5 protein-coding genes are annotated in these 4,344 nt (G+C 71.5%); all 5 read left to right on the top strand.

Annotation, left to right across the window (positions count from 1 at the left end; translation table 11 throughout):
• Nucleotides 1-152: 152 nt before the first annotated feature.
• Nucleotides 153-698: a crossover junction endodeoxyribonuclease RuvC gene (ruvC, locus tag K206_RS0114925; RefSeq protein WP_020203204.1), complete on the top strand. Its 546-nt coding sequence runs from the start codon at nucleotides 153-155 to the stop codon at nucleotides 696-698.
• Nucleotides 699-772: 74 nt separating this feature from the next.
• Complete coding sequence (locus K206_RS0114920) at nucleotides 773-1,963, top strand: glycerophosphodiester phosphodiesterase (protein WP_020203203.1); 1,191 nt, start codon at nucleotides 773-775, stop codon at nucleotides 1,961-1,963.
• A 57-nt stretch (nucleotides 1,964-2,020) separates the two neighbouring features.
• Nucleotides 2,021-2,602, top strand: a complete 582-nt coding sequence (gene ruvA, locus K206_RS0114915; protein ID WP_020203202.1) for a Holliday junction branch migration protein RuvA — start codon at nucleotides 2,021-2,023, stop codon at nucleotides 2,600-2,602.
• Between the two features lie 81 nt (nucleotides 2,603-2,683).
• Nucleotides 2,684-3,739: a Holliday junction branch migration DNA helicase RuvB gene (ruvB, locus tag K206_RS0114910; RefSeq protein ID WP_020203201.1), complete on the top strand. Its 1,056-nt coding sequence runs from the start codon at nucleotides 2,684-2,686 to the stop codon at nucleotides 3,737-3,739.
• A gap of 199 nt (nucleotides 3,740-3,938) precedes the next feature.
• Nucleotides 3,939-4,344, top strand: a 406-nt coding sequence (locus tag K206_RS0114905) for a lipoprotein (protein ID WP_043366627.1), incomplete at its 3' end; no start/stop codon positions are given.

The raw sequence follows: 4,344 nt of genomic DNA, 5'->3' as shown, positions 1-4,344 counted from the left end.
GGTTCAAGCACCAAAACCGCCCGCAAACCCCGACCGAACAGGCAAACCACACGACATAGCCATCCCCCCAGCAGCAAAGCCCCACAAAGCAATGTCATACTGACACCCTCTCCAGCCCCGCGGCCAGATCCCAAGCAGACACCCCAAATCCCATGCGTATCCTCGGCATCGACCCCGGCCTCCGCACCACCGGCTTCGGCGTGCTCGAAAAGCACGGCAGCAAGCTCAGCTACATCGCCTCGGGCACCATCAAGAGCGACGGCGAGAGCGATCTGCCCTCGCGTCTCAAGACGCTGTTCGACGGCATCAGCGAGGTCGCGCGCACCTATGCGCCGGACTGCGCCGCGATCGAGAAGGTGTTCGTCAACGTCAACCCGCAATCCACGCTGCTGCTGGGCCAGGCCCGCGGCGCGGCGATCTGCGGGCTGGTGGGCCAGGGCCTGCCGGTGTTCGAGTACACCGCGCTGCAGCTGAAGGTGGCGGTGGTCGGCTATGGCCGCGCCAACAAGGAGCAGGTGCAGGAGATGGTGATGCGCCTGCTGAGCCTGAGCGGCCGGCCCGGTTCCGATGCGGCCGACGCGCTCGGCGTGGCGATCTGCCATGCCAACGGCAGCAATACGCTGGGCGCGCTGACGGGCCTCGCGCCCGAGCTGGTGCGCAAGGGCATGCGCGTGCGGCGCGGCCGGCTGGTCGGCTGATCGTCTTTCCGGGCCGCGCGCGGGGCGGCCGCCGGGCCGCTTACAATCGGACGGTTGCCCGCCCGAGGATGCTCATGTTCCGCCTGCCCGCCGACTTCCGTCGCCTTCGCGCTTGCGCGCGCCCGCGCCTGCCATGCCTGGCCGCGCTGCTGCCCGCGCTGGCCGCCGCGGTCCTGGCCGGCTGCGCCGCGCCGCCGGTGGCCACCGCGCCGGCTCCCGCCGCATCGCCGGCGCCGGCCGCGCCCAGGGCGCTGGTGATCGGGCATCGCGGCGCCAGCGCGCTGCGCCCGGAACACACGCTGGCATCCTACGCGCGCGCCATCGAGGACGGCGCCGACGCCATCGAGCCGGACCTCGTGACGACGCGCGACGGCGTGCTGGTGGCCCGCCACGAGAACGAGATCGGCGGCACCACCAATGTCTCCACGCTGCCGCAGTTCGCCGGCCGCAAGCGCATCAAGGTGATCGACGGCGAGCGCCTGGACGGCTGGTTCACCGAGGACTTCACGCTGGCCGAACTGAAGACGCTGCGCGCGCGCGAGCGCATCCCGCAGCTGCGCCGCGCCAACACGCAGTACAACGACCAGTTCGAGATTCCGACCCTCGACGAGATCATCGACATGGTGGCCAGCGCTTCGCGGCGCAGCGGCCGCGTGATCGCCCTGTACCCCGAGACCAAGCACCCGAGCTACTTCCGCGGCATCGGCCTGCCGCTCGAGGAAAAGCTGGTGGCCACGCTGCGCGCGCACGCCTATACGCGCAGCGCGCCGGTGTACGTGCAGTCGTTCGAGAGCGGCAACCTGCGCGAGCTGCGCCAGCGCCTGGGCGCCGGCATGCCGAACGTGAAGCTGGTGCAGCTGATGGGCGGCGCGCGCGGCCGGCCCGCCGACTGGCGCCTGGCCGGCGACACCCGCACCTACGCCGACATGATGACGCCCATCGGCCTGCGCGAGGTGGCCAGCTATGCCGGCGGCATCGCGCCGGAGAAGTCCAGCGTGGTGCCGCGCGACGCCGGCGGCGGCCTCGGCGCGCCCACCGCGCTGGTGCGCAACGCCCATGCCGCCGGGCTGCTGGTGCACCCGTACACGTTCCGCCCCGAGAACAGCTTCCTGCCGCGCGGCCTGCACACCGGCGGCGACGATGCCACGCGCAGCCCGGACGGCATGGTGCGGGAGGTGCAGGTCTTCCTGGCCGCCGGCGTCGACGGCGTCTTCACCGACGACCCGGCGCTGGGCCGCCGCGCCGTCGACACCCTGGGACGCTGACCCGCCGCTCGGCTACACTGGCGCCCACTTTCGCTTTCGCCGCACACACCAGACACCATGATCGGACGCATCGCCGGCACCCTCATCGAGAAGAATCCCCCGCACCTGCTGGTCGACTGCCACGGCGTCGGCTACGAGATCGACGTGCCGATGAGCACGTTCTACAACCTGCCCGCGGTGGGCCATCCGGTCACGCTGCTGACCCAGCAGATCGTGCGCGAGGACGCGCACCTGCTGTACGGCTTCGGCACCGCCACCGAGCGCAATGCGTTCCGCGAGCTGATCAAGATCACCGGCATCGGCGCGCGCATGGCGCTGGCCGTGCTGTCGGGCATGTCGGTCGGCGAGCTGGCGCAGGCCATCACGCTGCAGGAGGCCGGGCGCCTGACGCGCGTGCCGGGCATCGGCAAGAAGACCGCCGAGCGCCTGCTGCTCGAGCTCAAGGGCAAGCTCGGCGCCGAGCTCGGCCACGCGCCGGGCAGCACGCCGGTGCACGACAACGCCGTCGACATCCTCAACGCGCTGCTGGCGCTGGGCTACTCGGAGAAGGAGGCGGCGCTGGCCATCAAGCAGGTGCCGGCCGGCACCGGCGTGTCGGACGGCATCAAGCTGGCGCTGAAGTCGCTCTCCAAGGGCTGAGCGGCCGCGGGCAGGCGCGGCCGGCGCGGGTAGCGCGGCCCGGAGGGGCTACAATCGAGCCACTTCGCCCGTAGCACACCCATGATCGAAACCGACAAGCTGGTCCCCGACCGCGGCAGCGACCGCGTGATCGCCCCCACCACCGCCTCCCCCAGCGAGGAGGCCTTCGAGCGCGCGCTGCGCCCGAAGCTGCTCGACGAATACGTCGGCCAGGAGAAGGTGCGCGGCCAGCTCGACATCTTCATGCACGCCGCGCGCAACCGCCGCGAGGCGCTCGACCACGTGCTGCTGTTCGGCCCGCCGGGCCTGGGCAAGACCACGCTGGCGCACATCATCGCGCGCGAGATGGGCGTGAACCTGCGCCAGACCTCCGGCCCGGTGCTGGAGCGCCCGGGCGACCTCGCCGCGCTGCTGACCAACCTCGAGGCCAACGACGTCCTCTTCATCGACGAGATCCACCGCCTCTCGCCGGTGGTGGAGGAAATCCTGTACCCGGCGCTCGAGGACTACCAGATCGACATCATGATCGGCGAGGGGCCGGCCGCGCGCTCGGTCAAGCTGGACCTGCAGCCGTTCACGCTGGTCGGCGCCACCACGCGCGCCGGCATGCTGACCAACCCGCTGCGCGACCGCTTCGGCATCGTCGCGCGGCTGGAGTTCTACACCGCCGAGGAGCTCGGGCGCATCGTCACCCGCTCGGCGCAATTGCTCAATGCCCGCATCGACCCGCTCGGCGCGCTGGAGATCGCCCGCCGCGCGCGCGGCACGCCGCGCATCGCCAACCGCCTGCTGCGGCGCGTGCGCGATTTCGCCGAGGTCAAGAGCGACGGCACCATCACGCGCGCCACCGCCGATGCCGCGCTGGCCATGCTCGACGTGGACGCGGTCGGCTTCGACCTGATGGACCGCAAGCTGCTCGAGGCCATCCTGCACAAGTTCGGCGGCGGCCCGGTCGGCGTGGACAACCTCGCCGCGGCCATCGGCGAGGAGCGCGACACCATCGAGGACGTGCTGGAGCCGTACCTGATCCAGCAGGGCTACCTGCAGCGCACGCCGCGCGGGCGCATGGCCACGGCCGCCGCCTACCTGCACTTCGGGCTGCCCGCGCCGGGCGGCGAGGCCGAGCCGGCGCCCTGAGGCGCGGCGGCGGCGGCCGCGCGGTGCCGCGTATCCCGTGTTAAATGTTTTCGTTGCCCGCAGACAATTCTTTCGTCGCGCGTTGCTGGCGGCTGCCTGCCTGTTCACAATGGCTTAGTTCCGGCCGCCGCGAGGCGGTACCGGCCTGGCGCCGCATGCCGGGCGGCCGGCCCCGTTCGTACCTGACAGGAGAGAGCACATGAATCGACGCCAGTTTGTGACCCGGATGGCGGGCTCGGGCCTGCTCGTGGCCACCGCCTTCACCGCGGGCTGCACCACCACGGGCACCAATGCGCCAACCGACGCAGCGGCCAAGCGGCAGGAGATCAACGCGGGGGCCGACGGCGCACTCAACCGGCTCTACGGCACCACCAGCAGCGCGCGCGAGCTGGCCGCGCGCGCCCAGGGCATCCTGGTCTTCCCGCGCGTGCTGTCGGCGGGGCTGGTGATCGGCGGCGAATATGGCGAAGGCGTGCTGCGCGGCCGCAGCGGTGCTCCGGTGGGCTACTACCGCACCACCTCGGCCTCGGTGGGCCTGACCGCGGGCGGGCAGTCCAAGTCGGTCATCATCATGTTCATGACGCCCGACGCCTACAGCAAGTTCC

This window comes from Cupriavidus sp. WS (genome assembly GCF_000395345.1).
In the GTDB taxonomy this organism is placed as follows: Bacteria; Pseudomonadota; Gammaproteobacteria; order Burkholderiales; family Burkholderiaceae; genus Cupriavidus; species Cupriavidus basilensis_B.
This window is presented reverse-complemented; position numbering and strand designations above follow the sequence as displayed.

Excerpts from the sequence above, each read along its gene's own strand:
- ruvC (WP_020203204.1), top strand. The coding sequence starts at position 153 with ATGCGTATCCTCGGCATCGACCCCGGCCTCCGCACCACCGGCTTCGGC.
- K206_RS0114920 (WP_020203203.1), top strand. The coding sequence starts at position 773 with ATGTTCCGCCTGCCCGCCGACTTCCGTCGCCTTCGCGCTTGCGCGCGC.
- ruvA (WP_020203202.1), top strand. The coding sequence starts at position 2,021 with ATGATCGGACGCATCGCCGGCACCCTCATCGAGAAGAATCCCCCGCAC.
- ruvB (WP_020203201.1), top strand. The coding sequence starts at position 2,684 with ATGATCGAAACCGACAAGCTGGTCCCCGACCGCGGCAGCGACCGCGTG.